26 protein-coding genes are annotated in these 26,994 nt (G+C 61.6%); 6 read left to right on the forward strand and 20 right to left on the reverse strand.

Translation table 11 applies throughout. The features are described 5' to 3' along the window. Positions 1 to 175 precede the first annotated feature (175 nt). The 6 genes from BW940_RS06140 to BW940_RS06165 all read right to left on the reverse strand — a co-directional run bounded on the left by BW940_RS06140 (position 176) and on the right by BW940_RS06165 (position 5,712). Positions 176 to 880, reverse strand: coding sequence for an ABC transporter ATP-binding protein (locus tag BW940_RS06140; RefSeq protein ID WP_076608318.1), 705 nt, complete (start codon positions 878 to 880; stop codon positions 176 to 178). Continuing rightward, entirely contained in the window at positions 880 to 1,692 is an 813-nt protein-coding gene (locus BW940_RS06145; protein WP_076608437.1) for an ABC transporter ATP-binding protein, read from the reverse strand. Before BW940_RS06145 ends, BW940_RS06140 begins: the two co-directional genes overlap by 1 nt. 11 nt (positions 1,693 to 1,703) lie before the next feature. Then, positions 1,704 to 3,014 (reverse strand): branched-chain amino acid ABC transporter permease, encoded by a 1,311-nt coding sequence (locus BW940_RS06150; RefSeq protein WP_076608319.1) that lies wholly within the window; start codon positions 3,012 to 3,014, stop codon positions 1,704 to 1,706. Then, entirely contained in the window at positions 3,011 to 4,126 is a 1,116-nt protein-coding gene (locus BW940_RS06155) for a branched-chain amino acid ABC transporter permease (RefSeq protein WP_076608320.1), read from the reverse strand. Before BW940_RS06155 ends, BW940_RS06150 begins: the two co-directional genes overlap by 4 nt. A gap of 220 nt (positions 4,127 to 4,346) precedes the next feature. Further along, complete coding sequence (locus tag BW940_RS06160; RefSeq protein ID WP_076608321.1) at positions 4,347 to 5,069, reverse strand: SDR family oxidoreductase; 723 nt, start codon at positions 5,067 to 5,069, stop codon at positions 4,347 to 4,349. Between the two features lie 193 nt (positions 5,070 to 5,262). Further along, positions 5,263 to 5,712: a response regulator gene (locus tag BW940_RS06165; protein WP_076608322.1), complete on the reverse strand. Its 450-nt coding sequence runs from the start codon at positions 5,710 to 5,712 to the stop codon at positions 5,263 to 5,265. Positions 5,713 to 5,976: 264 nt separating this feature from the next. Between BW940_RS06165 and BW940_RS06170 the strand changes: the two genes are divergently transcribed. Continuing rightward, a complete protein-coding gene (locus tag BW940_RS06170; protein WP_076608323.1) occupies positions 5,977 to 6,639 on the forward strand; it encodes a glycerophosphodiester phosphodiesterase in 663 nt (220 codons plus the stop codon). A gap of 7 nt (positions 6,640 to 6,646) precedes the next feature. On the opposite strand, the gene BW940_RS06175 is transcribed toward BW940_RS06170, so the two are convergent. The 7 genes from BW940_RS06175 to BW940_RS21035 all read right to left on the reverse strand — a co-directional run bounded on the left by BW940_RS06175 (position 6,647) and on the right by BW940_RS21035 (position 16,100). Then, positions 6,647 to 7,045 carry a secondary thiamine-phosphate synthase enzyme YjbQ gene (locus tag BW940_RS06175; protein WP_076608324.1) on the reverse strand — a complete coding sequence of 133 codons (399 nt, stop codon included), beginning with the start codon at positions 7,043 to 7,045 and terminating at the stop codon, positions 6,647 to 6,649. A 42-nt stretch (positions 7,046 to 7,087) separates the two neighbouring features. After that, a complete protein-coding gene (locus BW940_RS06180; protein ID WP_076608325.1) occupies positions 7,088 to 8,107 on the reverse strand; it encodes a HEAT repeat domain-containing protein in 1,020 nt (339 codons plus the stop codon). A 74-nt stretch (positions 8,108 to 8,181) separates the two neighbouring features. Beyond that, a complete protein-coding gene (locus tag BW940_RS06185) occupies positions 8,182 to 10,209 on the reverse strand; it encodes a SpoVR family protein (protein WP_076608326.1) in 2,028 nt (675 codons plus the stop codon). Next, positions 10,202 to 11,527 carry a YeaH/YhbH family protein gene (locus tag BW940_RS06190; protein WP_076608327.1) on the reverse strand — a complete coding sequence of 442 codons (1,326 nt, stop codon included), beginning with the start codon at positions 11,525 to 11,527 and terminating at the stop codon, positions 10,202 to 10,204. The genes BW940_RS06185 and BW940_RS06190 overlap by 8 nt, the downstream gene beginning before the upstream one ends. Beyond that, positions 11,518 to 13,806 carry a PrkA family serine protein kinase gene (locus tag BW940_RS06195; RefSeq protein ID WP_076608328.1) on the reverse strand — a complete coding sequence of 763 codons (2,289 nt, stop codon included), beginning with the start codon at positions 13,804 to 13,806 and terminating at the stop codon, positions 11,518 to 11,520. Before BW940_RS06195 ends, BW940_RS06190 begins: the two co-directional genes overlap by 10 nt. 1 nt (position 13,807) lies before the next feature. Continuing rightward, positions 13,808 to 15,880 (reverse strand): PrkA family serine protein kinase, encoded by a 2,073-nt coding sequence (locus tag BW940_RS06200; protein ID WP_076608438.1) that lies wholly within the window; start codon positions 15,878 to 15,880, stop codon positions 13,808 to 13,810. A 4-nt stretch (positions 15,881 to 15,884) separates the two neighbouring features. Continuing rightward, positions 15,885 to 16,100: a hypothetical protein gene (locus BW940_RS21035; protein WP_143823873.1), complete on the reverse strand. Its 216-nt coding sequence runs from the start codon at positions 16,098 to 16,100 to the stop codon at positions 15,885 to 15,887. Positions 16,101 to 16,443: 343 nt separating this feature from the next. Between BW940_RS21035 and BW940_RS06210 the strand changes: the two genes are divergently transcribed. From BW940_RS06210 to BW940_RS06230, 5 genes are all read left to right on the forward strand, one after another. Further along, entirely contained in the window at positions 16,444 to 16,896 is a 453-nt protein-coding gene (locus BW940_RS06210) for a DUF5820 family protein (protein WP_076608329.1), read from the forward strand. Between the two features lie 73 nt (positions 16,897 to 16,969). After that, positions 16,970 to 17,416 carry a UPF0179 family protein gene (locus tag BW940_RS06215; protein ID WP_076608330.1) on the forward strand — a complete coding sequence of 149 codons (447 nt, stop codon included), beginning with the start codon at positions 16,970 to 16,972 and terminating at the stop codon, positions 17,414 to 17,416. A gap of 89 nt (positions 17,417 to 17,505) precedes the next feature. After that, entirely contained in the window at positions 17,506 to 18,192 is a 687-nt protein-coding gene (locus BW940_RS06220; protein WP_076608331.1) for a PHP domain-containing protein, read from the forward strand. Then, positions 18,189 to 19,328 carry an asparagine synthase C-terminal domain-containing protein gene (locus tag BW940_RS06225; protein WP_076608332.1) on the forward strand — a complete coding sequence of 380 codons (1,140 nt, stop codon included), beginning with the start codon at positions 18,189 to 18,191 and terminating at the stop codon, positions 19,326 to 19,328. The genes BW940_RS06220 and BW940_RS06225 overlap by 4 nt, the downstream gene beginning before the upstream one ends. A 153-nt stretch (positions 19,329 to 19,481) precedes the next feature. Continuing rightward, positions 19,482 to 19,730, forward strand: a complete 249-nt coding sequence (locus BW940_RS06230; protein ID WP_076608333.1) for an amphi-Trp domain-containing protein — start codon at positions 19,482 to 19,484, stop codon at positions 19,728 to 19,730. Positions 19,731 to 19,778: 48 nt separating this feature from the next. Here BW940_RS06230 and BW940_RS06235 read toward each other — a convergent pair whose 3' ends face one another. The 7 genes from BW940_RS06235 to BW940_RS06265 all read right to left on the reverse strand — a co-directional run bounded on the left by BW940_RS06235 (position 19,779) and on the right by BW940_RS06265 (position 26,986). After that, positions 19,779 to 20,873 (reverse strand): Mrp/NBP35 family ATP-binding protein, encoded by a 1,095-nt coding sequence (locus tag BW940_RS06235; protein ID WP_076608334.1) that lies wholly within the window; start codon positions 20,871 to 20,873, stop codon positions 19,779 to 19,781. A 111-nt stretch (positions 20,874 to 20,984) separates the two neighbouring features. Further along, positions 20,985 to 21,269: a hypothetical protein gene (locus BW940_RS06240; RefSeq protein WP_076608335.1), complete on the reverse strand. Its 285-nt coding sequence runs from the start codon at positions 21,267 to 21,269 to the stop codon at positions 20,985 to 20,987. 181 nt (positions 21,270 to 21,450) lie between these two features. Continuing rightward, complete coding sequence (locus BW940_RS06245; protein WP_076608336.1) at positions 21,451 to 21,789, reverse strand: hypothetical protein; 339 nt, start codon at positions 21,787 to 21,789, stop codon at positions 21,451 to 21,453. Beyond that, positions 21,786 to 23,150, reverse strand: a complete 1,365-nt coding sequence (nrfD, locus tag BW940_RS06250; protein WP_076608337.1) for an NrfD/PsrC family molybdoenzyme membrane anchor subunit — start codon at positions 23,148 to 23,150, stop codon at positions 21,786 to 21,788. Before nrfD ends, BW940_RS06245 begins: the two co-directional genes overlap by 4 nt. Continuing rightward, positions 23,147 to 24,934 (reverse strand): 4Fe-4S ferredoxin N-terminal domain-containing protein, encoded by a 1,788-nt coding sequence (locus BW940_RS06255; RefSeq protein ID WP_076608338.1) that lies wholly within the window; start codon positions 24,932 to 24,934, stop codon positions 23,147 to 23,149. Before BW940_RS06255 ends, nrfD begins: the two co-directional genes overlap by 4 nt. A 321-nt stretch (positions 24,935 to 25,255) precedes the next feature. Next, complete coding sequence (locus tag BW940_RS06260) at positions 25,256 to 25,930, reverse strand: helix-turn-helix domain-containing protein (RefSeq protein ID WP_076608339.1); 675 nt, start codon at positions 25,928 to 25,930, stop codon at positions 25,256 to 25,258. A 141-nt stretch (positions 25,931 to 26,071) separates the two neighbouring features. After that, positions 26,072 to 26,986 carry an alpha/beta fold hydrolase gene (locus BW940_RS06265; protein ID WP_076608340.1) on the reverse strand — a complete coding sequence of 305 codons (915 nt, stop codon included), beginning with the start codon at positions 26,984 to 26,986 and terminating at the stop codon, positions 26,072 to 26,074. Between the last annotated feature and the right edge of the window lie 8 nt (positions 26,987 to 26,994).

Here is a 26,994-nt window from a genome sequence, read left to right on the forward strand (position 1 = left end):
CGTTCGTCTGATTCCGAGACGATCGGAGTGATAGACCACAGGGCGGCGGCGCGCGCACGAACCCATGGTGGGGAAAGCGAGTTCCGAGTTAAACCGTTCGCGCGAGCGCTCAGTGAGCGAGCGCGCGCTACGCGGCGCGAAAAAACGAATCAGGTTCTGCCGGATCGAGGACGTGCTAGCCGCCGAGGAACTGCTGGCGGACCTCCTCGTCGTTCAATAGAGCGTCGCCGGAGTCGACGTACCGGTTCTGGCCCTGGACGAGTACGTATCCCCGGTCACACCGACGAAGGGCTTCCTTCGCGTTCTGTTCGACGACGAGCAACGCGGTCCCGTTGTCGTTGATCGCGTCGACGTGATCGAACATCTCGTCCACCAGATCCGGCGCGAGGCCGGCGCTCGGTTCGTCGAGCAACAGAAGGTCCGGATCGAGCATCAGCGCTCGCCCCATCGCGACCATCTGCTGTTGGCCGCCGCTCATCGAGCCAGCTTTCTGGTCCTTGCGCTCACGCAGGATAGGAAACTGATCGTAGACGCTCTCGAGGGCCGCCTCGGGTACCTCGTCCAAGATGTACGCCCCCATCTCGAGGTTCTCCTCGACCGTCAACGAGGGAAAGACGTTGTCGTTCTGGGGGACGTAACCGATTCCCTGGTGGATGATTTCGTCGGGCGTCCGACCGGTTATCTCCTCGTCCCGGAACTCGATCAAGCCGCCCATGTACGTTGTCAGCCCGAAGACGGACTTCATCGCCGTCGACTTCCCCGCTCCGTTGGGGCCGACGATGACGACGTACTCTTCTTTGGCCACCTCGAGGTCGACGTCGCTCAGGATCTGCAGGTCGCCGTACCCCGCGTCGAGGCCGCTGACGTCGAGCATCGACATCAGACGTCACCTCCGAGGTACGCCTCGATGACTTGCTCGTTCGAGGTGATCGTTTCGGGGTTCCCTTCTGCCAGCACCGATCCCTGATGCATCACGATGACGCGTTCGCAGTTTTCCATGATAAGGTCCATGTCGTGTTCGACGATGAGGAACGTGTACCCCTCCTCGCGGAGTTCGTGGATGTGGTCGAGGAGTTTGTGCTCGAGCGTTGGATTGACGCCAGCGAACGGTTCGTCGAGCAACAGCATCTCCGGTTCGATCATCAGCGCCCGCGCCATCTCGAGCAGTTTCCGCTGGCCGCCCGAGAGGTTGCCCGCCTTCTCTTCGGCGATATGTTCGATCTCGAAGAACTCGAGGATGTCCCACACCCGTTCGAGCAGTTCACGCTCCTCCTCGATGACGTCCCGCCGGGCAAACGGCATCACCGACCGCCACAGTTGTTCGCCTGACTGCTGTTTCGCCGGCAGCATCAGATTCTCGAGGACGGTCATGTTGGCCATCTCGCGGGCGATCTGGAAGGTTCGGACGAGCCCGTAGTCGGCACACTGATAGGGCCTGATACCGGTAATATCGTTTCCCTGGAACCGGACCGAGCCGCCATCCGGCCGGTGGATACCGGTGATGCAGTGGAACGTCGTCGATTTCCCGGCACCGTTCGGACCGATCAGTCCGGTCATCGACCCCGATTCGACCTCGAAGCTCGCGCTGTCGACGGCCGTAATCCCGCCAAAGCGCTTGACGAGTCCGTCGACTTTCAGTTCGACGTCGTTCTGTTGTCCCTCCGGTTGGACGGTATCGCTTTGGGATCCGATTTCGGTGTCGCTCACGACGAATCACCACCGCGACCGGCCGTGCTATCGTCGTTCGACCGTCTTATCAACGGAATCGCCGCAGCCGTCTCTTCACGATGGCCGAGTAACCCCTCAGGTCGGCGATGCATGAGGAAGACAAGCGCGACACCCATCAGGACGAACTGGAGCGTCTGGAACTCTTCGAAGGTGTAGCGCACGAACGGGGCAGTGTTCCCCGAGAGGATCGGTGCGACGGACCCGGCGAACGTATTCGGCGCGTCGCCGAACGTGATGACCTGTTCGACGAGTCGGCGGAAATACTGTGGTCCCTCGAAGAGGATGGCGACGAACAGCCCTGAGCCGAGCACGCTGCCGGTGTTCGAGCCTGCGCCACCGATGATCAGCGCGATCCAGATGTAGAAGGTCACGTGCGGCCGGAACGCCTCTGGCGTGACACCCGTTCGGCGGAATCGCCAGAGAATACCGGCCAGTCCCATCAGCGCACAGCCGAGCACGAACACTTTGATCTTGAAGTGGTTCGTGTTCTTCCCGAGCGATTGGGCCGCCTCCTCGTCCTCGCGAATCGCCTTCAGCACGCGGCCGAACGGCGACCGACTGGTTCGCTGAATAAGCCAGTATATTCCGGTCAGCACGATCACCAGCACCATCGAGTAGGCCAGTGCTCTCGCCTGTCTCGGACCAAACCCGAACAGGCTGTTCGTCAGATCGACGAACGAACTGAACACCTCGAGTTCGAAGATCACGTTCATCGGATCACCGTAGTTTCCGATGAGCCCTCGGCCGCCCCCGGTTCCGAGTTCGATGCCGAACAGACTGAACTCCTGTAACGCACCGGAAGTGATTCCGAGGCGAACGATCTCGGCGAACGCGATAGTCGTGATCGCGAAGTAGTCAGCCCGCAATCGGAGTGCCGGTATCGCCACAATCAGTCCGGCGAGACCCGCGGCGACGACGCCGCCGACGATCGCGACCGGCATCGGAAGGCCGAGACCAGCGTACTGTGCCGCACCTGCCGGATCCGTCGGCTTCGCCAGCATCATCGTCACGTACAGACCGACTGCCATGAAGCCGGCAATACCGATATTGAAGATGCCGGTGTACCCCCAGTGTAAATTCAACGCCAGCGTTACCATCCCGTAGACGGCGATCAGGTACGTCATCCGCCGCAGCGTGTTGACGATCCCGTCGAGCGAGTAGCCCAATGCGAGTCCGATCAGGGCGTACGTGAGGTAGATCACGCCGAAGATGGCGAGGATTTTGACGGCGTCGTGTTCCCACAGCGTCTCCAGTCGGACTCGAGTGTCCGTGGCGTTCGTACTCATGCTGTCGTCTTCCCTCCGAAGAGTCCGGCGGGTTTGATCATCAAGACGAGAATCATGATCAGGAACGCCGTAATGGTTGTAAAGTCACCGCCGGGGAGCCACACCATCGAGAGGTGCATGCTGATCCCGATGGTCAGGCCGCCGAAGATGGCGCCGTAGATCGAGCCAATGCCACCGAGGATCACCGCGGCGAAGATCAACAAGAGGAGCAACCAGCCGAACTGCCAGTCGATCGTTCCCGTCCACAGCACCATGAGGTAGCCGGCACTGCCAGCCAGCCCACCGCCGATCATCCAGGTCCAGCGGATGATCTGTTCCGTCGGAATCCCCGTCACGAGCGCCAAGTCCCTGTTGTCCGACATCGCCCGCATCGCTTTCCCGAGTTTCGTCCGCTGGAGCATCAGGTGTACGCCGAGCATCAGTGCAATGGCCGCGATGATCAACGTGGCGTCGTGAGCATCGACTGAAACCCAGCCGTCAACCAACAGTAAATCCAGCGACGGGAGGTCACCGCTGGTCGTTCCGCGGGTTCGGTTCGAGTACACGAAGACGATGAGATAACGGAGCGCGAAGGCGACCCCGATGCTGGTGATCAACAGCGGAATCCCCCCCGACCCGCGCATCGGCTTGTAGGCGATCCGGTCGATTAGATACACGAACAGTGCAGTACCGACACCGGCGACGAGTAATCCTGCCATTATCGCGACCGGTGTCGAAGTGATCGTGATCTCGAGTTGTGAACCCCCGACACCGCGCTGTGGGCCGACGAGTACCAAGTGACCGAAATTGGCGGTCCCCCAGCCGGCGACAAGATAGGTAACACCCCACCCGAAAAACGCACCCGACGTCACGTAATCCCCGTGTGCGAAGTTCGCGAAATTGAGGATGCTGTACGTCATCGAGAGCCCGATCCCTGCGAGCCCGATAATGAGCCCGTAGAGCGTCCCTTCCACCGCGTATCGAGCGACACGCGAGATACTGTACGTTCCATTCAGGATCCCGATAAACAGATCCCCTAGCAACAGGAACGCGCCGAGTCCGACAACGAGCGTAAGCAACTGCTCAGTGGTCATCCCTCGGCCACGATCGATCACTGTATCAACGGTAGACATTCACAAACCTCCGTGCTGGTCGCTAGATTCTGCGTATGTGTGTTATATGTTGTGGTAGGTAACGGCTATTGTTAACATCAAAAACACGATTTGTGAGGCCGAGAGCGAGTTGGGAGTCGTCATATTGCATCGCTTCGCTCGCTCGGGTGAGAGAGTACAGTGACAATCGAGAGGATAGCTATTGTATGGTACAACGGGAACGTCCTCACCCGCGTGGTTTTCAGGCTTCGCCGTAGACGGGCACCGCAGCACCGCTTGTCACCGCTGCCCCGTCGCTACAGAGGAAGGCAAACATGTCCGCGATCTCGGCCGGCTCGACCCACGAGTCGTGATTCGCGTCGGGCATCATCTCCCGATTCATCGGCGTGTCGATCACGCTCGGCATCACGCAGTTTGCCCGAACCGTCCCGCGGTTTTCCTCTGCGAGCGTCTCCGTGAGCAGGCGAATCCCGGCTTTCGTGATTCGGTAGGGGCCGTCGCCCTCGCCGCCCTCGAGCGATGAGCGTGCGCTCACACTGACGATCGCCCCCGCCGTCTCCTGAAGGTGTGGAAGAGCGTGTTTCGAGGCCAGAAACGCCGTTTTCAGATTGATGTTCATCAGCATTTCGAACGCCTCGAGGTCGGTATCCTCGATGTGCTCACCACCGCGCCACGTGCCCGCGATGTTACAGAGGTGGTCGATCCGGCCGTGGTCGTTGACGATGCTCGAAACGAGGCGAGCGACGTCGTCCTCATCGGTCAGATCGGCCTCGTAGAACTGGACGCCCGAATCGGGCTCGAGCAGGCTGTCCTCGTCGTCGGGGGCGACGATGTCGACGGCACAGACGGTTGCGCCAGCGGCTCGGAATCGATCGACGACGGCACTTCCGAGCGCGCCGCTTGCACCCGTCACGACGGTAACAGTGTCGTCGAAATCGACATCGAATTCGGCTGTTGGTGACATACCACATGTACTTCGGCGGCCTCGCAGATTAATCACGGGGTGACCACTCACGAAAGCGACAAATCATAGGGGTTCTCGTCGCCAGCCGGGTATCGCTGCCCAGCTGTGCAGGTTCCGTGGCTCGGTTTCCGTGCCGTAACCCGCTGAACGGCTCCGAGAACCCCTATCAGTCGACCGATGGCACCAACGCCGATCAGGAAGTGATCGGCGGTAAGGCAGCGTGCCTAAACCAAAACGCCGCGATGGCGTCGACCATGGCAGCGTACTCGTCGGGGTCCGTCGGCTTGATGAGATAGGCGTTTGCCGCGAGTTCGTAACTCTCGAGGATATCCTCGGTGGCGGTCGAACTTGTGACGACGAGAACGGGTAGCGAGGCAAAGCTCGAATCGTCTCGAATCGCCTCGAGAAACTCGAGCCCACCCATTCGGGGCAGATTCAGATCGAGAAGGATGAGGTCCGGGACGGACTCCGTCTCGTGGTCGTGTCGCGTCGAGAGGAACTCGAGGGCGTCGGTCCCGTCGGTTGCGACGTGAATCGTCGTTTCCATCGATAGCTGCTCGAACGCGTCCTGTGTAAGCCGGGCGTCGCCGGGATTGTCCTCTACCAACAGCAGTTCGATCGGGTTCTCGAGCCCCCCGCTCATGCGTCGATCACCACCCGATACCACAGCATCGGAGACGTCTCGAAGCCATCAGGAACGATACTCGTTCACCCGTAGCGTCGACACCCGGTTAAGCATACGTACTAAATGCTTTGGAACTCGCACCCGCTTTCGGCCGAAAACCGAGCGACAGCAACGGGATCACTAGCGTCGGATTCGGAACCGAACTGCTGTGACGGTGACTGCAACGCCTCAGTCGCTGACACAACGAGTCACTAAAGCCGTTTGCCACCAACGTGGCAGTGAATGCGCCTGATCGCCCACCGCGGATTCGCCGCGACGGCACCCGAGAACACGATCGCAGCGGTCCAGTCCGCAGCCGAGTACGCAGACGCCGTCGAGTTCGACGTTCGTCGCTGTGGCTCGGGCGAACTCGTCGTCATCCACGACGAGACGATCGATCGCGTGACTGGCGGCACCGGCGCGGTCGCCGACACCTCACTCGAGGCGCTCCAAACCTACACCGTCCTCGACTCCGAGCAACGGGTGCCGACGCTCGAGGCGGTACTCGAGGCGCTCCCACCAACGGTCGAAGTCAATCTTGAGCTGAAGGCCTCCGAGATCGCTGCGGACGTCCTCAAGGCCATCGCCGACGTCGAGAACCGCGTCGTCACGACCTCGTTTCTCCTGTCCGAGCTACGGACGATCCGCGAGCTCGATCCGGGCCAGCCGTCGGGCCTGCTCGTTAATCGCCACCTCGAGACGCCCGTCACGACGGCCATCGAACTCGACTGTGACGTCATCGGCGCGAACTACTGGCGGTGTCTGTCGACGTGGCTCGTCTCCCGTGCGAAGGCCGTTGATCTCGAGATCCATGCGTGGTCGCTCGAGCGACGGCTGACGGCGAAGCTCCTCGAGTGGCGAGGCGTCGACTGTGTGTCGGCGGATCGACCGCTCCGGGTCACATAAGGCCTGGCTACTCGCCAACGGTGGTCACCACGACCGTCCGCGTGCGCGGCCCATCGCACTCGACCAACAGCACGGATTGCCACGTGCCGAGTGCCAACTCGCCGTCTTCGACCGGAATCGTCACGTCCGGCCCAATAAGTGCTGCCCGGAGGTGAGAGTCCGCATTTCCATCGAGCTGATCATGAGCGTGACCCTCGTCGGGAACGAGTTCTCGAAAGAACGACTCGAGGTCGTCGCGCAGTCGTGGTTCGTTCTCCTGGACGAGGAGGCCAGCCGTGGTATGCTGGACGAAGGCGGTTACGGTGCCCGACTCGAGGTCGTCGGGGACGGCGTCGGCGATGCGATCGGTTACGTCGACGGTCGTCAGCCAGGCGTCGGTTTCGACGGAAAACGTCGACTGGGGCATACGAGTACCGACGCAGGCCAGCCTCGATTAGTTTGGGGGCAATTAGGAAAGTCGATCCAGCGCCCAGTCGGCCCGTTCCCGGACGGTCGATGCGGGATCTTCGCTGGCGAGCGTCGCGAGTCGGTCCGTCGCCCCCTCGACGTTACCGTGGCCGAGGGCGACACACGTGTTCGCTCGCACGCGTTCGTGATCATCCTCGAGCAGCGCGAGGAGTTGCTCCCGTGCGGGATCGATTGCCGCCGGCATCGCGATCGCGATGCGAGCGAGCGCCACCGCGGCGTTAGCACGCGTCTCCGGGTCGTTACACTCGAGGGCAGCCGTCAGCTCCGGACGGGCCGATTCGACCGCACCGGGCTCGATGTGGGCCACATCGGCGAGACAGCCAATCGCGTTGTTGCGCAGCGTGTCCTCGTCGTGATCGATGAGTGCCACTGCGTGGTCGACGAACTCGAGCGTCGGCAACGACGCCTCGGCGTTGGCCAGCCGACCCAGCGCCGAGAGTGCGGGTCCACCGTTTGCGTCTGGGTTCGTCGCGAGCGCGTCGGTAAGGACGGGGACGGCCGGTTCGATCGCGGCCGGCCGTTTCATCGACAGCTGCCTGAAAACACGAACGCCCCAGCGGTCGTCGGCCGGTCGACGGTCGACCACGTTGGCGATCGTCTCCACGTGATCGACGATGACGGCCGGTTGCTCGGCTGCGATGGTCGCGAGACAGCGAAGCAACTCGCGCGTCGCCGGCTGTTCCGGGTTCTCGGCCGCAAACGAGACGATTCCATCGACCGATGGTGCGACGTCTGTCGGTGACTCATCCGCAAGCTCCGCCAGACAGTAGGCGACCTCCTCGTGACACTCGAGTGCAGGTTGTGCGAGCAAGCCCCGAAGTTTCGGAACTGTCGGAATACACGCAGCCGGCTGGTCCCCCAGGGCGTCGCGGATCGTCTCGACGGCCGCCCGTTGCTCGGCTGGATCGTCCGTATCGAGTCGTGCAAGAACTGATGGCAACTCGAACGCAGACACCTCGGTTCGCCGTTGTTGGATCGCGTCGCCCCCTTCCCCATCCATAGTATCCCCAGCATGTGTGATCGACGGCAAAAGCTTTCGGGATTTGATGCGAACAGTAACGGACAAAAAACCTATCAGGCAAGCCACTCGTCCGGCTTCGTATCGTAATCGACGTCGTCGGCCGCGAGATGGTCGACTTCTTCCCACGGGACGTCCTCGACGGTCACATCGGTACCGTCGTACCGGAGCAGTTTGCCCCGTTCTTCGGGTTCGGGTTCGCGATTGCGCCGCTTTGCCACCTCAATATCGTGTTCGTCGACCTCTTTGACGATCGTCAGCAAATTCACCGGCCGACCCCAGAGTTCGAAGATCCGCTTGAGCGTCTCGCGGGCCTGCCCGAGATCGAGCATGACGCCGTTGTACTGGTGGCCCAATAGGAGTTCGTTCGCGTTGTTGTAGTTGCCGTCGTAGACCGCGATCGTCGGCTTCCCGAAGTTAGTAAACTGCAAGAGCAGCTTCTTTTTGACGTCTTCGGCGGCGTCGCTGGCAACGTGGAACTGCCCGGTCGCCTGGGAGTGTTCGTAGGTGAAGTAGTTGTTCTCCGTAATGAACTCCTGTGTGAGGAACTCATCGAGGAACGTCACGTCGTTGTGGCTCTCGCGAATATCGTACATCCGATCCCAGCCCGCAGTGAACTCGACGTCTGCCAGCGCCTCCTCGACGCTCTCATAGCGCGCATCGTCGAAGAGATAGCGACCGATCTGTTCGACGTCGTTCTGACTCACACGCGTCAGGAAGCCACGGTGTTGGCGCTTGACCAGTGAGTAGTGGCGGCGGGCCAGCCCCTCGTAGGTCAACACCTTCCAGGGGTACTGCTCGACATCGATCTCGCCCTCGCGGGCCGCTTCGAGCGCCTCGTGGTCGACCCATTCGTCGGGCACGCCCTCGAGAGCGTCGAGCGTCTCGGCGGTGATCGTGTCGATCGCTTCGGGCGGCTCGAGCGTCTCGAGGACGCCCTCGAAGTCGACGACGTCCATCAGGTTGCGCCAGGAGACGCCCTCGACGCGCAGCAGTCGCTCGAGCACCTCGCGACGGTTCGTCCGGTTCTCGACGTACTCCCAGAGCTCCATCCCGAGGCTGTAAGGGTTGAGCCCGCCCGACGCAAGGACTTTCGCCATGTGGTCGGCGTAGTTCATGAACTCGTCGTCGCCGGCAAAGACCTCGTCGGTCATCATCGTCGACTCCCAGTAGGCCGCCCAGCCCTCGTTCATCACCTTCGTCATCTTTTGGGCGGCGAAGTAGTACGCCTCCGCGCGCATCATATCGAGGATGTCGCGTTGCCACTCTTCCATCTCGACTGCCCGACCGGTCTCGCCGTCGTACTGTTTGCCGTGTTCGCGGACAAAGGCAAGGACGTCTTTCTGGGGGGTTTCCGGGAAGCTGACGGTCTCGTCCTCGGCCTCGAGTTTCTCGAGCCACTCGTCGTCGAACACTTCGCCTTTGACCTCCTCGGAGAAGCCGAGTTCGTCCAGTTTCGCCGCGAGATCCTCATCGATCGCTTCGGCCGGCCCATCGACATCGAGGCGACGCGTGAACACCTGGTGCTGGTCGATGTTATCCTCGAGGGAGAGACAGTGGTCGATCCACTTCTCGACCTCGGCACGGTCGATCTCGGGATCGGACATGTACTCGTCGATCGCCCGCGCGTGGCGTTCGAGCATGGCCGCGGCGTTGACCGCCGCCTGGTCGGCGCGGCCACCGGTAAAGAGGCCGAACCACTCGTTGTTCGCGAAGAAATCGGAGTGAGCCTCGACGTGGGTGATGACGGCCTTCTGGTCGGCCAGGGTATTCGACTCCTGGAGGAAGGCATGCGCCGGGTTGTCGTTGTTGACGATCTCGAAGGCTTTTCCGCCGCCGTACTGGCCTTGTTTCTGTTGCTTGTCGTACTGCATCCCCCACCGCCAGTGCGGGTAGCGACTCTGGAAGCCTCCGTAGGCGATGAGTTCGTTCATTTCGTCGTAGTCGATGATCCAGTACTTGACCGCGTACGGCTCGAGGCCGAGTTTCTGGGCCAGGTTTCTGGCCTCCGTCACCGGTTCCTCTAAGTCGCTGGCGATCGCCTGTTTGCGGAATCGATCCGCGTTGGAGTTGCGTTTACTCATCTGTTTCACCCTCCGTCGAGAGGATCTCGTAGATCGCGTCGGTCACATCGTCTTTGGTGTTGACGTACGCCACCGCGACGTCGTCGGAATCAGTTCCGAAGTGGCGCTCGAGTTCCTCGGCGTGGGTGGCGTTGATCGCGTTGCCGCTTGGCTGGGTTTCCACGTAGGCGTGGAGATTGGCGGGGATCTCCTCCATCATCGGGATGACGCGCTCTTCGGTGTCATTGCTCGAGTTCTCGGAGTCGCCGGCCGCGAAGACATAGCGGTTCCAGTCGCTCCAGGGGTACTCCTCTAACAGTTCGGCGGCGAGTTCGTACGCACTCGAGATCTTCGTCCCGCCGCCGGAGCGGATGCCGAAGAAGTCGTCGCGTTCGACCGCCCAGGCGTCGGCGTCGTGGGCGATGTAGATGAACTCGGCGTTGTCGTACTTGCCCTGGAGATACCAGTCCAGTGGCGTGAACGTCCGTTCGACGAGTTCGCGTTTCTTCTCGCGCATCGACCCCGAGACGTCGCGGATGTTGACGACGACGACGTTCTTCTCTTTTTCCTCGATGATCTCGGGGTAGCGGTAGCGTTCGTCCTCGCGGCGGAAGGGGACGTGTTTGATCCCCTCCCGGCGGATCTTCTGCTGGACGCTCTCGCGTTCGACGTTCGCTTCGACCGCCTCGATCGAATCCCACATGCCCCGTTCCTCGTCGGGAATGTCGTTGTAGGCCTCCTCGACCCACGCCATCGACACCGGCAGGTTCTCGCCGCGGGCCCACTCGAAGACCTCGCGGGGTTCGATGCCCTCGACCTTACAGAGTTCGCGCAGGAACTCCTCGTCGAAGTCCATCGCGAGTTTGCGCTTGAGCCCCTCCTTGAACATCCGCTCGAAATCGAGCGTGCTGTCGGGCCCCGACCGGGTGAGGTCGGTAAACGGCCCCTCTTTCTCCTCGATCACGCGCTTGCCCTTCGGCTCCAGGTCGAGGCCGAGTTCCTCGTCGAGTTCTTCGGCGAACTCCTCGGGGTCCATCTCGTAGTACTCGTGGTCGCCGCCCTCCTCGCCGGGGTCGCCGTCGTCACCGTCGTCGTCACCCGGCTGTGGCTGGGGCTGGCCGACCGGCTGGCCGGTGTCGGGCGTTCCACCGTCGCCCTGGCCGACACCGCCCTGGTCGCGCTGGTCGTACTCGAACTCCGGCAGCGAGACGATCTTGACCGGGATCTGGATCGATCCACGGCCGCCAGCGAGGTCGCCGTACTGAATAAAGTCGGCCAGATCCTCGCGACGCTGTTCGCCCACTTCTCGGAATCGCTCGAGGTCATCTCTCAGTCCCATCGGTAGCTCACCTGTCCCATAACGTGTCTGCTGGTTAGTTCGGCCGACGCCTCGGAGTAGTCGAAGCGCTCGACCATCGTCTCGATCGTCTGTGCTTTGACTGTCTCCGTCTCCGTTCCGCTCGGTGGGTCATCCCACTGCCGGGGATCGAAGTCCTCGAACGTTCGTTCGACGTCGTCCCAGTCGTGGCTCTCGAGGACGGACTTGATCACCGGAATCGCGGTGAGATCGACGTCTTCGACGGCGAAGTCCTCGTCGCGGTGTTCCCACGCGTGGCGGTTCAGTGACGTGATCACTTTCTCACGGCGGAAGTTCCGGACGCTTTCGCGCGGTACGTTGCCGTCGTACTCGGCCTCGGAGAACCGGCCAAGGTGTTCGACCTCGAAGAGCTTCATTTTCAGCGGATCCGGCTCGATGCGCTCGCCGCGGTCGTTGTACAGCGGTTCGTCGGTTTCCCACGCGTAGACGTTTTCGACGTACTCGGCGACGGTCTCCTCGTCGACGCGTTTGTCGTGCATAATCGCCTCGATGACGTCCGACTCCTGACGGTCGAAGATGTAGTTTTTCACAGGCACGATCCGGTTTTCGAACTCCGAGCGCTCGCCCATCGAGAAGACGGGTGCGTCCGCGAGTCCCTCGGCCATCGTGTTCAACACGTCTCGTGGCATCACGACGTCCTCGACCGATAGCTCGGCGTGGTGGCGGTCCCGGTCGGTCTGGAGGAGTTCCGCGAGGGTATCCCGCGTGTAGGTCACTGGGATCCCGTGTTCGCCGTCATGGGCCTCGCTATCGAAGTCAAACTCGTCTTTCTCCCGGCGGGAGTCGCCTTCCTGCAGAAAGCCCTGATCGAAGATCAACGCCTTGTCGACCAGATCGAGGCCGTTCGGCAGGTTCTCCTCGTCGAGTCGGGTGACGACGGCATACAGCGCGGCCGCCTCGATCGCGTGGGGCGCAAACTCCTGGTGGCGCGTCTCGCCGGCCTGGTCTTTGACCGTCACCGACACCGGCTCGCGAATCCGTTCCTCGAGGTCGGCGTAGCTCTCGGCCTCCCAGACTGACGTCTCGTTGGTGAGTTCCCGACGGATGAGTTCACACTCGAGGCTGAGATTCGTCAGGTAGCCAAACTGGTGTTTATCCAGTCGGCGCTTGAGTGCCTTCAGCGGGTCCATCCCGTTCCGGTCGGAGTGCTGGTTGAGCTGGGCCTCCAGGTCGGGATTCGAGATGATCAGCATCTGGGTGTCGACGTCCATCCCGATCCCCTTGTCCAGTTTGACCGACTGCTCGTCGGGGACGTTCAACAGCTTCTGGAGCAGGTCGGCGTGTTGGGCCGCGTCCTCGACGATCGTCAGGACGCCGTTGCCCTGCGAGAGGACGCCGTCGTAACTGAACGCCTGTGGGTTCTTTCGGCCCCGCGAGTCCAGTTCCTGCAGCATCCCGTGCATCCACGAGCCGACGAGTCGTTCCTTCGGCGACCCGTCGTCTTCGGAATGGAGGACGCCGACACCCTGGCCGACGTCGACGACGTAGTTTTTCACCCGGAGATGGTCGTCGTCGGTGATCGCCGAGAACAGCGCCTCCTTACCCTCTCGGCGGTAGCGTTCCTCGAGGAAATCGTACGCCTCCCGCGAGAACGGATCGAGTTTCGAGTCGACCCGGACGGGAACGTGGTCCTCGAGTGAATCGTTGAGATCCGCAAGCAGGGTCTCGCGGACGTCCGCGGGGAAGACCGACAGCGGGTGGGCCTGTACCGGACTCTCATACCAGTGTTTGTCGTCCATCGCGGTCGGATCGCTGTCGCCGTAGCTCAATCCGCGCTCGTCGGCTCCAGCGGTGGTCACGTTCCACTCGACGGTGTAGCGACGGCCCTCGGGTGTTTTGGAGTACTCGCACAGTCCGTTGACCAGACAGCGCTTGAGCTCTGATTTCCCCGTCGCCGTCGGCCCTTCGAACCAGATGATCTTCTCGTCTTTCGCCCGGCCCGAAGCGATCGATCGCAGATCGTCGACGAACTCGTTCAACACCTCCGTGTTGCCCAGGATCGCGTGTTCGCCGTCGTTGTGTGGATCGTCGAAGAAGCGATAGCGCTCGTTCTCCTCGCCTTCCTCGACCACGGTTCGGGTGCCCGCGGCCTCGATCGCCTCGAGGAGGTACTTCGAGGCGTGGGAGGCGATCGTCGGGTTCTCGAAGATCCGATCGACGTACGCCGCGAGGCTCATCGGCTCTTCGTAGGTCTCTTCTAGCGTGCGGTCGGCCTCGGTGACGTAGTCGTTGCCAGTCATGTTAGTCTTCGATCTCTGCTTTGGCGACCTCCGCGCCGGCGAACTCGAGTACCTCTTTGGCCCCGTCCTCGGAGTAGCCCTGTTCTATCAGCGCGTCGATCCACGACGAGCGCTCGTCGTCGTCGAACTCGTTGGCGCTGACCAGCGCCGAGAAGTTGATGTTGTGTTTCTTGTCCTCCCAGAGCTTGCGCTCTAGGGCACGGCGCAGGCGTTCGTTGTCCTGTGGGTTGAACGCCTCGCCCTCGCGAGCGCGCCGGGAGACCCAGTTGCTCACTTCCTGGCGGAAGTCCTCCTTGCGGTCCTCGGGGATGTCGAGTTTCTCCTCGACGCTTCGGAGGAACGTCTCGTCGGGTTCCTGTTCGCGACCCGTAAGCTCGTCTTCGATCGTGTCGTCGTCGATGTAGGCCATCACGTGGTCCATGTACTTCTCGCCCTGGCGCTGGATCTCGTCCAGGTCGTAGGCCAGTGCGTGACGGACGTCCTCGATGGCGCGTTCCTTGTACTCCTCGCGGACGGTCTCGAGGTAGCGGTAGTACTTCTCGAAGTTGTCCTCGGGGATCGAGCCGTGGTGCTCTAAGTTCTCCTCGAAGAAGTTGAACACCGTCAGCGGCGAGAGGAAGCCGCGCTGGCGGTGTTTCGAGTCCATGATCGCCTCGGCGATCTCGTCGCCAATAAACCGCGGCGAGATCCCGACCATCCCTTCGCCGATCTCGGCTTTCGCGGCGGCTTCCTCGCGGAGTTTTTTGACGTCGATGTCGTCGCCCTCGTCGATCTCGTCGTTGTACGCCTTCGCTTTCGAGAGCAGATCGATCGTCTCGGTGTCGGGTTCCTCGATTCGCGTGAGGACGCCGAACAGCCCCGCCATCTCGAGCGTGTGTGGCTCGACGTTGATGTCGGGGACGTCGGCGTTGTTCAACATCTTGTTGTAGATCTGGGCTTCGTCTTCGTAGGACAGGACGTACGGGAAGTCGATCCGCTTGGTGCGGTCATTGAAGGCTTCCATCTTCTCGTCGCCTTTCTTGTCCTTGTACTCGGGCATGTTCGTCCGGCCGACGATCACCTGGTCGATGTCGATCCGCGGGTTGTTTTTCGGCTTGATCGTCTGCTCCTGGGTCGCATGCAGGAAGTCATAGAGGAACTCCCGCTGGAGTTTGAGCAACTCCTCACCGGAGAAGATCCCGCGGTTTGCGTTACAGAACGCGCCGGAGTAATCGAACGCGCGCGGGTCGCTTTCGCCGTAGATAGCGATCTTCGAGTAGTTGACGTCTCCCGTCAGTTCGGTTTCGTCCTGGTTTTTCTTGTCCTTGGGCTCGAACGTCTCTAAGCCCTGGCGCTTGTTCTCGTCGGCGACGAGCCGGATGATCTCGACGTGGTTCTCGAGGACGGCCTGCAGGTCGTCGTCGTAGTACGCCAGCAGCTTGTCCATGTAGAACTCGCTTTCCGGGTCCAGCGCCTGCTCGTTCTGGATGGTGTACGGCGCGTCCAGACGCTCGTTTACGTCGTCGATCACGTGCTGGCGCTGTTCGACGGGCAGAAGGACGAGCGGATCCTGGTTCATCGGTGATCGGACGGTGTCGTCAGCGGGGTCCTGGTCTTTGATGACGTCACAAAGGTTGGACCAGCGGAAGGTGTACATCCGCCCCTCATCGCGGAGCGTGTAATCCTCGAAGTATCTGCGCACTTGCTTGTCGAAGTGGGATTTCCCGGAGCCGACCGGTCCAAGCAGGAGTTTGATCCGCCGTTCCGGCCCGAGTCGGCGGGCACCCGACTTGACTTTGTTCACGAATTCGTGGATCGACTGATGGATCACCTTCCCGTAGAACGTGTTCTCACCGTCGTTCAGCGGGTCCTCCGAGGCGAGGAGGTACTCGACCATCCCCTCGGTCTCGTCGTAGGTCGTCCCGTAGTAGTCGAACATATCCGCGACTCGCTGGTGGGCGTTGCGAGTGATTTTTGGATCCTCGTACAGCGCCTCGAGGTACCAGTCGAAGGACTTGGTTTCCCGCAGGTCTGCGGGCATCGATTCCTTGTAATCCGTACTGAGCGTCTCGAGTGTCTCGATGTCACCGGTCATGGTATCATTGCCAGTTGCGGGTTCCCCCGTCTGCATCGTCCCAGGTGGACGGTTCTGAAGCGGACGTCGGTCGGCCAGCCGTGGCATCGTGGCCGAACAGTCGGTATCCGTCGAACTGCATTCCCGACAGACACACGGGACTGCGACGTTCGGGTGGCACGTCGAGTGGCAGGCTCGCAGTGCGTTCCGAACCGCAGCGGGCGGCAGTCTGTCGTGTCATATGTGATCGACCACCACGTTATCGTCGCGGACGCCCGTATCACGGACATGAGCAACGATGCGTCGGGGACGGACGCGGGGTGGATCGGTCCATCGGACGGATACCGATAGTATTTAATGAGTGAGTAATCCAGCTACTTAAATTTGGCCCCAAAAGATATTTATTAGGATCTTATTACAGGCAAATACCGCCAGAATAGTAGACTGTTACTTGCTACCGTGCAGCTTGTTCGGCCGAGTGGCATATAAATTGCCGGCCTGCAATGGCCGGGAATGCTCGCGCGCGGTCGGCGCGCAGCCCACGGATGTCGACAGTATATACGGATGCCAGCGGTATCTAGGGTATGACCGACACGCCGATCGACGACGCCGAACGCATCCGCGAAGCGCTCGTGGACGGCTGGGAAATCTGGAGCCACGGCGATGACGGCCGCCTCGTGCTTGCTTACCGGCCGGACGTTTTCAACGGCGACGACTTTCCCGCGGCCTGTCTCCCCACGCTGTACGTGACCCACGGCAAGCGAACCCGTCGCCCGGGGACGAACCCGACCAGTCGAGCCGACGACACCGACTGGTATGTCACCCTCTATCTCGAACCCGACGTCATCGCCGCAAACGAACGGTTCCCGACACGGAACGACGCCGTTGCCCGCGCCCTCGAGCGTGCCCGAGCGTTTGACGACGGTGAAATCGACTACCGCGGCTGCTACCAAGTTCCCCGTGAGACGTACTTTGACCGATTAGACGCGTTGACCGGGTCCGAGGGAGACGGGTGCGCCGATTCCGAAACGACGTGACTCGACATGCGTGACTCGAGCGACGGCTCGCCCGGACGTGAGTCTTAACCGCGGCCGGAAACTACTCACCACCATGTCTACTGTTACGCTCGTCGGTACGCGGCTCGCCGAGCCGGGCACCGAGTTCGTCTACCACGGCGAAGCCGACGGCTGTGCCGGCTGTCCCTATCGGAGCCAGTGTCTCAATCTCGAGACGGATACCAAGTATCGAATCACATCCATCCGGGAAAACGCACAGACACTCGAGTGTGCGATGCACGACGGCGGCGTCCGCGCAGTCGAAGTCGAACCCGTCTCCGTACGCGCGAACATCACCTCGAAAGGCGCGTTCGCCGGCAGCAAAACGAGTCTGCCCGGTCCCTGTCCGTACGTCGACTGCCCGAGCCACGAGTACTGCGAACCCGACGCCGTCGAGTTCGACGAGGAGTATCGCATTCGGGACATCCTCGGCGACCCGCCACACGAGATCTGTCATCTGGATCGATCACTCGAGTTAGTCGAGTTAGACACCAGCGAGTAGGCGTCTCACCGGTCACAACTCGAATGCAGGGACGGACGACACGGACCGGGGTGTTTTTGATCGATCCACCCTAACCGTGAGTCATACACGTGCTGTCGGTTGAACTCCACGCTCACTCATCGTTGTCCTATGACGGTCGTGACCCGGTCGAGTTGATCTTAGAACAGGCAGACGCCGTCGGCCTGGACGCGATCGCCGTGACCGACCACGACGAAATCGACGCCAGCCTCGCCGCCGCCGAACGCGCCCCCGAGTACGGACTGGTCGGCATTCCGGCGATGGAAATCTCGAGCAAGGCCGGCCACATTCTGGGCTTTGGACTCGAGGAGGCGGTCCCGCCCGGCCTCTCCTACGCATCGACCCTCGAGGCGATCCACGACCAGGGTGGGCTCGCGGTGATCCCACATCCATTCCAGGAGTCACGCCACGGCGTGATGGCTCGCGTGTCCCGCGACGAACTCGCCGAGGGCGATGCGATCGAGATCTACAACTCCCGGCTGCTGACCGGCCGGGCGAACCGCCAGGCCGAGCGCTTTGCGAAATCCCGTGAGCTGCCGATGACTGCTGGCAGCGACGCACACATCAGCGAGATGGTCGGCCAAGCCGTCACCCGCGTCGACGCCGACGACCGCTCCGCCGACGCGATCCTCGAGGCGATCCGCGATGGTCGAACCTCCGTCGAAGGCAAACGAACGCCGTGGCGGATCAGCTTCCGGCAGGCTGCCGGTGGCGTCTCACGACGGGTCAGAAACGGCTTTCTGGGGCTGTTTCGATGAGCCCGACAGTACGCGGTGCCGACGCCGAAACCGTCCGTCGAGCGCTCGAGCACGGCGAGCCGTTACCGGGGACGGTCGGCTTTGCCGGCGAACTCGACGGGCTACTCGTCCGTGACGTCCTCGGCCGGGTGCCGCTGTACGTCGACGCCGATCGTACTGTGGCGAGTCCCGCGGCCGCCCAGTGGGCGTTCGAGCCCACATCCCTCGAGTCGCCCGAACTGCTCCCACCGGGGTCGACGCTGGATCTAACTCCGGCCGACGCCGATCCCGAGCGACAGTGGACGCTTCCCGAGCCGCCGCTCGAGACGGACCACGACGCGGCACTCGAGACCCTCTCGAGTGCGATTCGGACAGCAACCGATGTGGCTCGAGAGAGCGACCGTGAGGTCGCAGTCGCCTTCTCCGGCGGTGTCGACTCCGCGCTGGTCGCCGAACTGCTGGACGCGCCGCTGTTCGTCGTTGGCTTCCCCGACAGCCACGACGTCGAGGCTGCCCGAACAGCCGCCGACGCGATGGGACGCAAGCTGACCGTCGTCGAACTCGAGCCGGCAGACCTCGAGCGTGCCGTTCCCGACGTCGCCCGCGCGATCGGCCGAACGAACGCGATGGACGTCCAGATCGCCCTGCCGCTGTATCTCGTCGGCGAACACGTTGCCGCCGAAGGCTTCGACGCGCTGGCGGTGGGACAGGGGGCCGACGAACTGTTCGGCGGCTACGAGAAAGTCGTTCGCCTCGACCACCGCGTCGACGCCGAGACGACCCGCGGAGCCGTTCGCGAGGGGATCGAAACGCTGCCCGACCAACTCCCCCGCGATATCCACGCAATCGAGGCGACGGGACTCGAGCCAGTTGCGCCCGTGCTCCACGACGCCGTCGTCGACGCCGCACTGCGACTGCCCGATTCGTTGCTGGCCGACGAGACCGTACGCAAACGCGCGCTTCGACTCGTCGCTGCCGACGTGCTCCCCGAGGAAGTCGCCATGCGGGACAAAAAGGCCGTCCAGTACGGCAGCCTCGTCGCCCGCGAACTCGATCGCCTCGCCCGACAGGCCGGGTACAAACGCCGGATCGACGACCACGTTACGAAATACATCCGTTCGCTGCTCGAGGACGAACCGGTTCCGCCAACGGAGTGAGAGATGGCGTCGAAGCCGACCTCAGCGGCCGTGTCGCTGCTCGTGTCGATCACTCGTTCTCGAGAGCAGCTTCAACTGCCAGCTCCCCGCGAACAGTACCATCCCTGCTGAATCGCCGCCAACCTATTTATGTCCGCTCGGTGGCCGTCTCCTATGGCAGAGACGACCGATCACGACGAACAGGTTTCACGGGACGAAGCCGCTGATCTGGTACAGGAACTCGCACAGGAAATTCGGAGTGAGGGTCCCGCGGAGGTTCGCGTCGGCAACAAGCTGTTGACGCTGTCACCACCGCCGGAACTCGAGTACGGGATCGAAGTCGAAGAGCGCTCGCCAATGCTCGGTGGACCCCGTGAGAAAATCACGGTAACACTCGAGTGGAAACTCGAAACAGAGAGCTGACACGCTGTACTCGAGTTTCGATCAAAATCGTATCGCCCAGTCGAGAGACTAGTCTTCCGTTTCGGTCGGAAGCGCGTTGTCCGGCTCCCCGCTACCGACGTTTTTCGCGACCGTCCGGCGGTTGACCTCGCCAATGCGATCGGAGACCTCTGCGACGAACTCCTCGACGGTCTCCTGGACCGGACTCGAGTCGTCTTTGACGAGTGCTCCCTCACTGCCCTCGGCACCGAAGTCGGGGTGGATCGGGATCTGGCCGAGCAGCGGGATGTCGTATTTGTCGACGATGGTCTGTGCCCCTTCGGTGCCGAACAGGCCGTGTTCGTCGCCACAGGACGGACAGACGAACGAACTCATGTTTTCGACGACGCCAAGCACCGGCGTGTCGTGTTTGTTGAACATCTGGATGCCTTTCCGGGTGTCGTCGAGGGCCATCTCCTGAGGCGTCGTGACGACGACCGATCCGGTCACGGGCATCGACTGCAACAGGTTCAGCGTCGCATCACCGGTACCCGGCGGCAGGTCGACGATGAGGTAGTCGAGACGGCCCCACTCGACGCCCTCGAGGAACTTCAGCATGAACTTGTTGACCATCGGGCCGCGAAGAATCGCGGGATCGTCCTCGTCTTCCATCATAAAGCCCATGCTGATGACCCGGACGCCATCGGAGCGGGGCGGCACGATATCCTCACTCGGCGTGACACCGGGTTCGCTCTCGACCGGCAGAATCCGTGGCACGTTCGGCCCGTGAATGTCGGCGTCGAGCAGGCCAACCATGGCACCGCGTTTTTCGAGGCCCGCCGCAAGGTTCGCGGCGATCGTCGTCTTGCCAACCCCACCCTTCCCAGAGGAGACCGCGATAACGTTGCGTACTCGAGGAAGGACCTCGTCGTCGAACCCGTGTTCCGAGCCGACGTGTGCTCGCAGATCCGCCGTAAGTCCGGCCTCGCTGACGACTTCACGGATCCGGTTGCCGAGTTCCATCTCCGAGGGTGCATACGGCGCGTTCAGCGCCAGCGAGATCCGAGCGGTCTCATCCTCGATGGTGACGTCGTTGATCAACCCGAGCGAGACGATATCCTCGCCGATGTCCGGATCTTCGATTCCCTCGAGTTCGATCTTGAGTTCGTGTTCTGTGATACTCATAGGAGTGGAGTGCGTTACTCGGTAATATGGTGTCCAAACGGGATACGTGTGATGGTTTGGGAACCGAATCACGCACTCGCCGGATCGGGCAAACAACGGATCCGCGGCGTGTTAGACTCCCGGCAACTCACCGTAGAAGATGATGCCGATCAACACCGTCAGGACGAGCATGGAGGCCCACATGCTCGTCGCGATGCCGACCAGATACGAGACCCCGAGCAGTCCCGTTTTCGTCTCTCGGGGAGAGCCAGCGAACCACGCGACGAGCATAACGTAGATAGGAAGCAAGATGACGGCGAAAATAATGTACGTCCCGTCATTGGGAAACCCAGTCAACCCTGCAGTGCCCTCGTACCCGTGGTAGAGGACTGTCGCCAGCGCGGTCGAATATGTCATACGCACGATTTGTGATCCGGATTGGTGGTGATTTCCCCTGAGTGTGCAGGGTGATCATGATAACAGATGCCACGATAGCTATCAAGAGTCATGGCTACCGTCTCGGAGTTCTGGAACGTCGAGGCAAAAAACGAGACGAAAAATCGGTTCGTCGGGAGCCGATCCAGTTACACCGAGTGACTTACAGGAAGCCGAAGATCGGTGAGTCAACGGACGGTCCGGACGCACCGAGCGGCTCCGGCATCCCGCCGTAGAAGACGATACCGATGATGACGGTCAGGATGAACATCCCGATCCACATCTGCGCGGTGATACCGATGAGGTAGGAGACACCGAGCATTCCGGTCTTCGTATCGCGTGGGTCGCCGGCGAACCACGAGATGACCATGATGTAAACCGGCACCAGGATGACCGCGAAGATCAGGTAGGTCCCGATGTTCGGAAAGCCGGTCAGTCCTTCAGTGCCGCTGTAGCCGTGGTAGAGGACGGCATCCATCAGTGCTGGAAGTGCAGTACTCATGCTTTCACCTCCTTGGTCGTCTCGGATTCATCCGTGTCGTGGCCATGTCCGTGATCGCCACGGAGGTGTTCGACCGCGTGGAGTTCGACCACGGGAACGAGCTTGGAGACGACGAGGAAGATCAACACGACCAGTCCCGTCGTGCCGACCAGCGAGAGCCACTCGATCGCACTTGGGAAGTACTCACCGGGCGTTGCAGCGTAAATCTCGAACGTCGGATGGAAGAAGCCCTCGACGACGAACAAGATCTTTTCGATCAGGGTTCCCGTGAGCACTGCGAATGCAGCGACGATGGCTCGCGTCCTCGAGAACAGCGATGGACGGATCGTCTGCGCGAAGATGAACGCGAGCGTCAAGAAGACCAGGCCCATCGAGAGCTGGTAGAGCGGATGAGCAAGCGTCGCCTGCTGTGCGACGCCGACGTTGACCGGGGCCTTGAACAGGCCGACGACGTTCTGCTGGAGCTGCAGCCAGAGGAACAGCAGGGAGAAGAATCCGAGCCACAGGAGCAGCCCGCGGAAGACATCGTCGGTCATGATGTGGTCCCAGTCGTAGGCACGACGGAACGCAGCGGCGACGATGATGACGCCGCTGATCGCGGAGGTCAGTGCGATGGTCAGGAACTGTGGCCCCTGCACGGCACTGAACCAGCCGGGCATGCCAGGGAGCACTGCGAACAACCACGGAATCACACCGCCGTGAAGCAAGAGCGGTGCCATGATGATGATCGCAAGTGCGAGCCACCAGACCATCCGCTCGACGACTTCGTCTTCGTCTTTGGTGTAGCCGAGGGTCATGACCTTGTAGAACGGTTCGAAGTGGTCCGGCAGCTGATCACGCAGTCGCGTGATGTCGTACCGAAGCGTCAGTGCGAGGTACGTCGCCGTCAGCACGAAGTACGCCGTAATGACAGTCACGTCCCACACCAGCGGCGAATTGTTGACCGTGATGTGGTAGTGACCGAGCACGCTCGTGACCATTCGGTCCGGACGACCCATGTGGACCAGAATGTAGAAGCCAGCCGCCGAGAGGCCAGCGATCGTCAGCAGTTCGGCCAGTCGTGCAACTGGCATGTATCGATCCATATCAAGCAGGCGAACCGCAGCCGAGAGGATGATCCCCCCGTGAGCGATCCCGACCCACCAGATGAACGCGCCGATGTACAGCCCCCACGTCACACCGCCACCGGAACCCCAGTCCGAGAGGCCGGTGACGGCCATCCCGTTTGCCAACTGGTACATCCAGGCGACGAGGAAGGCACCGAGTGCCAGCGCAGCGGCACCGAACAGCATGAAGTACTTCTTCGAGACGTTATTGACCGGCCGGAGGATGTCCGCCTCGGATGGCGTCTTGGTACTCATAGACTCACCCCGGCGTCACCGACAGTCTTCTCGTCGAGGACATCTTTGCGGTTGTCCGTTCCGCCGATGTCGGAGTAGGCAACGGGGCCTTCGACCTGCTCGGCCTCTGGACCGGGTTCGTTGCCGATGTACGTGACGTTCGGGTTCGTCCCGACGTCTTCGAGCAGTTTGAACGTCGACGCTTCGCCGCCGGCGTAGGCTTCGAGCACGTTCTGGGCGCTCCCCTCGTCGGTGATCCCCGCTTCGGACACCCACGGCTCCTCTTCGCCGTCGAGCAGCGCCAGCGACTCTTCGACTTCAGCAGGCGTGATCTCGCGGGATTCGTAGCGGTCGACGACGGCCTGAACGCCCTCTTCGGCGTCCGTGATGACGGCGTCGATCGCCGTGTTGGCAGCGTCGAGGTCGTCCGAATCGACGTCGCCTTCGCTTGCATCGCCGAGCAGGACGTCGGCGAGCGTGCCGAGTTCCTCATCTTCGAGTTCGGCGAGCGCATCAGCATCACCGATGATGTCGATGACGACCTCGCGGAGTTCCTCGTCCTCGAGCGTCAGCTCGCTCTCGGCGAGTTCGCCCTGGATGAACAGGGCAGCCTGGATCTCGTCGTGGTCGCCGTCCTCGAGATACTCCATCTCGAGCAGTTCGACGTCGCCCTCGAGGAAGTTATAGGACTCCTGGACGTTCTCGCGGTTGGGACTCTGGCCGTCGACCATGCGCTCTGCACGGGTCTGAACAACGTTCGTGAGGTACTGCTGTGGTTTGCTCTCGGGGTCGTTCATGTCGCCGAAGTTGATCGCTTCGGGCGGGCAGGCGTCCTCACAGGCCGTCGTGCCGACCTTCTCGTCACCCATGTGCCCGTCCTGTCGGGTCGGACACATGGTACACTTGCTCATCACACCACGGGGGGCACGGCTGTCGACCCAGCGATCACGGTGATCGGTCATGTGATCGCCGTCCATGCCCATGTCATCTGCCGTCTGTTTGATCTCGTCCGTCGAGACCGATGGTTCGTCCCACTGGAAGTAGTTGACACCGTAGGGACAGGCAACCTGACAGTAGCGACAGCCGATACAGACGTCGTAGTCGGTCAGGACGAGGCCGTCCTTGTCGCGGGTGTGACGGGCCGTCGTCGGACAGACCTTCTCACAGGGTGCGTCAGTACAGTGCTGACACGGTCGGACGAGTCGGTTTCGCGACCCGGAGTTGTCCCCGTCGGGTTCCTCGTAGTCGAGGACGTACATCCAGTTGACACCCTGGTCGGTCTGGTTCTCTTCCTGACAGGCAGCGACACAGGAGAGACAGCCGTCACAGCGCTCGAGGTCGATAACCATCCCGAGCTGGGTGCCGTCGTTTTCGACTTTCCCGTAGCTTGAGTGGTCGTCGGCCGCGGCGAGGTTCGCCTCGGGACCGTCGTCGACGGTGCCCCACGCACCGAGTCCGACGGCCGCCGCACCGACACCCATCTTCTTCATCGTCTCGCGGCGACTCTCTTCGCCGTCGCCCTCGAAGGCCTCGAGCATCCGAGTCGCAGTCCCCTTCTGTTCTTCTTGGGCCTGCTCGTAGGCTGCTTCGGTTGGGCGGTCGTCGACGCCGAACTCCTCCATCACGTCGTCGTGATACATCTCGTGGAATTCGGCTTCGGAGAGCTCACCTTTCGTGACCCGCATCGCGTCCTGGGCCATCTTCATCCCCAGGTCGCTGTCGTACTCGGTGTCATCGAGCATCTCCTCGAGTTCGCCTTCCCACTCGTTACCGAGCGGGTGGAATGATTCATCGTCCGTGCTCATTCTGGTCGAACACCTCCGGACGAGAATCCGTTCGATACAAAGTAGTTACGCGCCGACACGTAGTTAAATACGGTCATATGTGGATCCTCTACCCCGGACTCACAACTAGATACGGTTGAAGTATAGACTTGATTTCCACGACATGAGAATGGATGCGAACATATTCGTGTATATATAAAATAAAAAGAGACAGACGAGCCGCTCGATCCGACGGAGACGGTTGATAGTCTGAGACAGGAACGGTGTCTCAGATTGGTACCGAACCCGACAGCTCTCACACTGGTTTTCGAGCCGTTCGAGCGGACGGTTCCGCCGACAGTCTCAACTGCTCGCGAGTTGGTCTTCGAGTGACTCCTCGGAATCGAAATCCGGGAGATCATCGACGAACCGCTTGATGATTCCCTCCTCGGCCCGGTGGAGTGTCTCGCTGCAGGTCGATTTCGCGATCCCCAGATGGTCTGCAAGCTCCGTCAACGAACAGCGCCGGGGTGTGTCGTAGTAGCCCGCTTCGACGGCGGCCACGACGACCTCGAGCTGTCGATCCGAGAGCAACTGACTCTCGTGGAGTCGCTCACGGACGTGTTCGATTCGGTAGCTAAGGCCGTATCGCTCGAACTGGTCGACGAGTTCGGCGAGGCGGTCCCGCGAGCCGGTGACCTCGATCGTCGCCTCGCCGTCGACGATCTCAACGGGGAGTTCGATTGGGATCCCCGACTCCCGTGCAGAGAACAACAACAGTGGGGCCGTCGTTTCGAAATGAACTGTCGCCTCGTTGTTGCTCGACTGGGCGAGCGTGACCTCGAGAATCTGGGGATGGTCGCGCATGTCCGCGACCACGTCGGCGACTTCGGGGCCAGAGATTCGGACGAGCGCGAACCCGGTCTCGGAGCCGGGGACGGCTGCAAGCACCCGAAAGGTCGTTGTCGGATACGCCGTCGACAGCTGCTGGATCCAGACCTGTTCGGGCATCGTGAGTGTGAGTGTCGCCTGAGCCATACGAACGGTTTCGTTCGATGGTATATACCCGTGCTGCCGAATAGAGTACCCTCAGTTCCCAGCTCCTGGGAAGCTTGACAACTCGAGACATTCGACTCCGTCCCACAGCCGTTTGTCGAACTGGACACGACAGCCAACAGATCAGCTGGCAAGCGACAGCCAGTCACACAGTAGCTCGGACAACTGTGTCGGCCGCTCGTGTTGCACCCAATGGCTCGTCGCTGGGAGGAGTTCGAGACGGCTGATCGGACAGTGCTGGTCGCTGTCGACTGCCAGTTCGGTCGTCAGTGCCGTGTCATTCTCGCCCCAGACGATCATCGTGGGGGCGTCGACTTGTTCGCTCGGCAGTGGCTGCGGATACCGGGCCGCCGCGCGATACCAGTGTATCATACCCGTGAGTGCACCGTCTCGGTCCCAGGCAGCGCGATAGTGTTTTCGCTCCGATTCGGCGAACGTCTCCGGTGCGGCGGTCTCCCGAAGCGCCCGCTCGAGCAAGGAAAAGTCGTCGCGGCGACAGGCGAGTTCCGGGATCCACGGAAGCTGGAACACGAACACGTACCAGCTCCGGCGCAGCTGGTCTGGATTCGAACGGAGATGGTGGCGATAGACGCCCGGATGGGGCGCGTTGACGATTCCGAGTCGATCGACCACGGACGGGTACCGAAGTGCGAGCTCCCAGGCGACCATACCACCCCAGTCGTGGCCAACGATGTGAGCCTGATCGCGACCCTCGCTGGCGACGAGTGCGACGATGTCCCGCGAGCACTCACGGATTCGATATGCTCGGACTCCCGCCGGTTTATCGCTCAGATTGTACCCTCGCTGGTCGGGAACGAGGACCCGGTAGCCCGCGTCAACGAGCGGTTCGATCTGGTGTCGCCAGCCGTACCAGAACTCGGGAAAGCCATGGAGCAAGACGACCAGCGGATCGGCGTCATCTCCAGCTTCGACGACGTGGATCCGAACTCCATTGATACGTCTCACGGTGGATTCCGCCTCGACCGTCGACAGCAGTGTCGCATCCGTCTCGAGGCACTCGGCCGAACGCGATTCCATATCTTGTG

The sequence above is a fragment of the Natronorubrum thiooxidans genome (assembly GCF_900156475.1).
Lineage (GTDB): Archaea > Halobacteriota > Halobacteria > Halobacteriales > Natrialbaceae > Natronorubrum > Natronorubrum thiooxidans.

Coding starts and splice junctions, on each gene's coding strand:
- BW940_RS06265 (WP_076608340.1), bottom strand. CDS start 26,986: ATGGAATCGCGTTCGGCCGAGTGCCTCGAGACGGATGCGACACTGCTG.
- BW940_RS06165 (WP_076608322.1), bottom strand. CDS start 5,712: ATGAGCGGGGGGCTCGAGAACCCGATCGAACTGCTGTTGGTAGAGGAC.
- BW940_RS06185 (WP_076608326.1), bottom strand. CDS start 10,209: ATGAGTAAACGCAACTCCAACGCGGATCGATTCCGCAAACAGGCGATC.
- BW940_RS06160 (WP_076608321.1), bottom strand. CDS start 5,069: ATGTCACCAACAGCCGAATTCGATGTCGATTTCGACGACACTGTTACC.
- nrfD (WP_076608337.1), bottom strand. CDS start 23,150: ATGAGTACCAAGACGCCATCCGAGGCGGACATCCTCCGGCCGGTCAAT.
- BW940_RS06150 (WP_076608319.1), bottom strand. CDS start 3,014: ATGAGTACGAACGCCACGGACACTCGAGTCCGACTGGAGACGCTGTGG.
- BW940_RS06235 (WP_076608334.1), bottom strand. CDS start 20,873: ATGAGTATCACAGAACACGAACTCAAGATCGAACTCGAGGGAATCGAA.
- BW940_RS06190 (WP_076608327.1), bottom strand. CDS start 11,527: ATGGGACTGAGAGATGACCTCGAGCGATTCCGAGAAGTGGGCGAACAG.
- BW940_RS06210 (WP_076608329.1), top strand. CDS start 16,444: ATGACCGACACGCCGATCGACGACGCCGAACGCATCCGCGAAGCGCTC.
- BW940_RS06225 (WP_076608332.1), top strand. CDS start 18,189: ATGAGCCCGACAGTACGCGGTGCCGACGCCGAAACCGTCCGTCGAGCG.
- BW940_RS06240 (WP_076608335.1), bottom strand. CDS start 21,269: ATGACATATTCGACCGCGCTGGCGACAGTCCTCTACCACGGGTACGAG.
- BW940_RS06215 (WP_076608330.1), top strand. CDS start 16,970: ATGTCTACTGTTACGCTCGTCGGTACGCGGCTCGCCGAGCCGGGCACC.
- BW940_RS06170 (WP_076608323.1), top strand. CDS start 5,977: ATGCGCCTGATCGCCCACCGCGGATTCGCCGCGACGGCACCCGAGAAC.
- BW940_RS06175 (WP_076608324.1), bottom strand. CDS start 7,045: ATGCCCCAGTCGACGTTTTCCGTCGAAACCGACGCCTGGCTGACGACC.
- BW940_RS06230 (WP_076608333.1), top strand. CDS start 19,482: ATGGCAGAGACGACCGATCACGACGAACAGGTTTCACGGGACGAAGCC.
- BW940_RS06155 (WP_076608320.1), bottom strand. CDS start 4,126: ATGTCTACCGTTGATACAGTGATCGATCGTGGCCGAGGGATGACCACT.
- BW940_RS06260 (WP_076608339.1), bottom strand. CDS start 25,930: ATGGCTCAGGCGACACTCACACTCACGATGCCCGAACAGGTCTGGATC.
- BW940_RS06140 (WP_076608318.1), bottom strand. CDS start 880: ATGTCGATGCTCGACGTCAGCGGCCTCGACGCGGGGTACGGCGACCTG.
- BW940_RS21035 (WP_143823873.1), bottom strand. CDS start 16,100: ATGACACGACAGACTGCCGCCCGCTGCGGTTCGGAACGCACTGCGAGC.
- BW940_RS06255 (WP_076608338.1), bottom strand. CDS start 24,934: ATGAGCACGGACGATGAATCATTCCACCCGCTCGGTAACGAGTGGGAA.
- BW940_RS06245 (WP_076608336.1), bottom strand. CDS start 21,789: ATGAGTACTGCACTTCCAGCACTGATGGATGCCGTCCTCTACCACGGC.
- BW940_RS06180 (WP_076608325.1), bottom strand. CDS start 8,107: ATGGATGGGGAAGGGGGCGACGCGATCCAACAACGGCGAACCGAGGTG.
- BW940_RS06200 (WP_076608438.1), bottom strand. CDS start 15,880: ATGACCGGTGACATCGAGACACTCGAGACGCTCAGTACGGATTACAAG.
- BW940_RS06195 (WP_076608328.1), bottom strand. CDS start 13,806: ATGACTGGCAACGACTACGTCACCGAGGCCGACCGCACGCTAGAAGAG.